Here is a 1,773-nt window from a genome sequence, read left to right on the forward strand (position 1 = left end):
CGGCCGCCTGCGCCGCCGCCGCGCAAACAGGAATACCGCTGACCGAACGCGGGGTGTCCGACACGCTTGTGCTGACCACAGCCAAATGCAAGGCCGGCGACCCTCTGCCCGACTGTGCCCGCTATGCAAAACCTGGAACCACGATTGTCTTTTACATGGCCGTCAGGCAGGCATCCCGGGTACGCGACGGGTTGCTCCGTCTGGGGATGCCTGCGTCTGCGCCTGTTACGATCGCAGCCGACGTGTCCAAGCCCACGGCGCAAACGGTGTTTTGCGGCGTCGGCGAGATACCGGAAGCCATAGATCTGCACGGAATTTCCGGATGCGCGACAATCATCATCACCTTCCCCAAGGACAGGTCCGGACAGGTCCCCGCCTTGCAATTAGATCAAACCAGCGAACTGCGCGGCTAAAGTGGGATTGATGTGGTGTCTTGGACGAACCTAAGGCTTTGGGTCTTCTTGCCGTAACATACCGCTGGTTCAGCTCTGCACCGCATCCGGCAGCTTCAAACATCTCGGTGATCGCCCCGACGGACACTTGCGTAAACCGGCGCTGACGCCCCGCACGACGGACAAAATCGGCTCCTCGTTCAGCCAGCCTGCTCACCCGGCGTTCCAGGCGCTCCTGAGCTTCGCGCCCGAGGCCAATCTGCATCAATTTGATTTCCCACCGAAGGCAGTCATCACAACCCTCCGGGTCAAGAGGCAGGGTACCGTGTCCAAAAGCGCGGCGTAATTTCAGGAACCGTTGCGGGCGTAGCCTTATTGCCCGCCGATCTCTATCGGCGTTGTAAAACTCAGCCCCGGCAAACTTGCTCTTGGCCCCTTCTGATCCTTGCCCGGCGCACTTCGCCGTTTGCTGCAAGTGCTCGAGGGTGCGTTCGAACAGGTAAAGGAGAGAGCTTGGCCAGGTTTGAGCTTCTGCCCTGCCCAAAATAACAATTCCAGACAACACATGGCGCTGATCTACAAAGGAACGCGCGTTTGCAACTGGCAATAGGAGAACACTCTCTAACTCATCGTTTCAAAACCACTGATCAAGCATTGGCTGGTAGCAAGCAATACTGTGTCAAAATGGAAGAACGCCTCCATTGAAGGCAGCTATTACCCAGGTCCGACAACTGCCGTGTCGGAACCACTGAAAAAATGCCATTGATGCCCACGGCCGTCTTGTAAGATGTTGTTTTTAAACACCCCAGATCTGCACAAAACCAGCCGGGGCGGCTTTTCTGCCATTTTGCACAAGATTATTTGCCATCGAAAGATCCAAAAAAAATTGCCTCCCGAAGGCGGCAATATGGATGGTTCGTACCCTGGAGCGCTAGAGCTCCAAGGCTTTCGGCAAATCAGCCCGTTTGTAGAGAATCGCGCCCAAGGTCTTTGGGTCGAATGCTGGCTTCACTTTATGTGCAGCAAGTACCCACTTCAATTGCGTCTGCTTGCATTTCGCCTCGATCAGAAGACACTTGAAAGTCACGTACTTGCTGCGGAAGCAGGCCATGGCTTCGGGCGTAACCCACGGCTCGGCTTCACCCGGTATGGAAACTGTTTCCAGAACAACTTCGCCGGTCTTTGCCGCAATCAGCCGCTTACCCGCAGCTTCCCCAATACCCAGCATCATGAATGCACAGCTGGCGGTCATGCCGGGCCTACTGCGCGATGTGAGAGCCTTGATCTCCTTCGGATCGACCAGGAGGCCGCCGATGCCAGGCGTTGCTTCCAGCCGCATGACACGCCGAAACTGGCCGTTAAACAGAGCGGTCAATACCAA

General features: G+C 56.5%; 2 protein-coding genes. One reads left to right on the forward strand and one right to left on the reverse strand.

The genetic code is table 11. The features are described 5' to 3' along the window. A partial coding sequence (locus tag RA19_RS26345; RefSeq protein WP_241479147.1) for an SAM-dependent methyltransferase occupies positions 1 to 413 on the forward strand: 413 nt, incomplete at its 5' end. Positions 414 to 1,323: 910 nt separating this feature from the next. Here the strand turns inward: RA19_RS26345 and RA19_RS24800 are convergent. Continuing rightward, on the reverse strand, positions 1,324 to 1,773 hold a 450-nt coding region (locus tag RA19_RS24800), incomplete at its 5' end, for a hypothetical protein (protein WP_039168355.1).

The sequence above is a fragment of the Leisingera sp. ANG-M1 genome, from assembly GCF_000813745.1.
Classification (GTDB): domain Bacteria; phylum Pseudomonadota; class Alphaproteobacteria; order Rhodobacterales; family Rhodobacteraceae; genus Leisingera.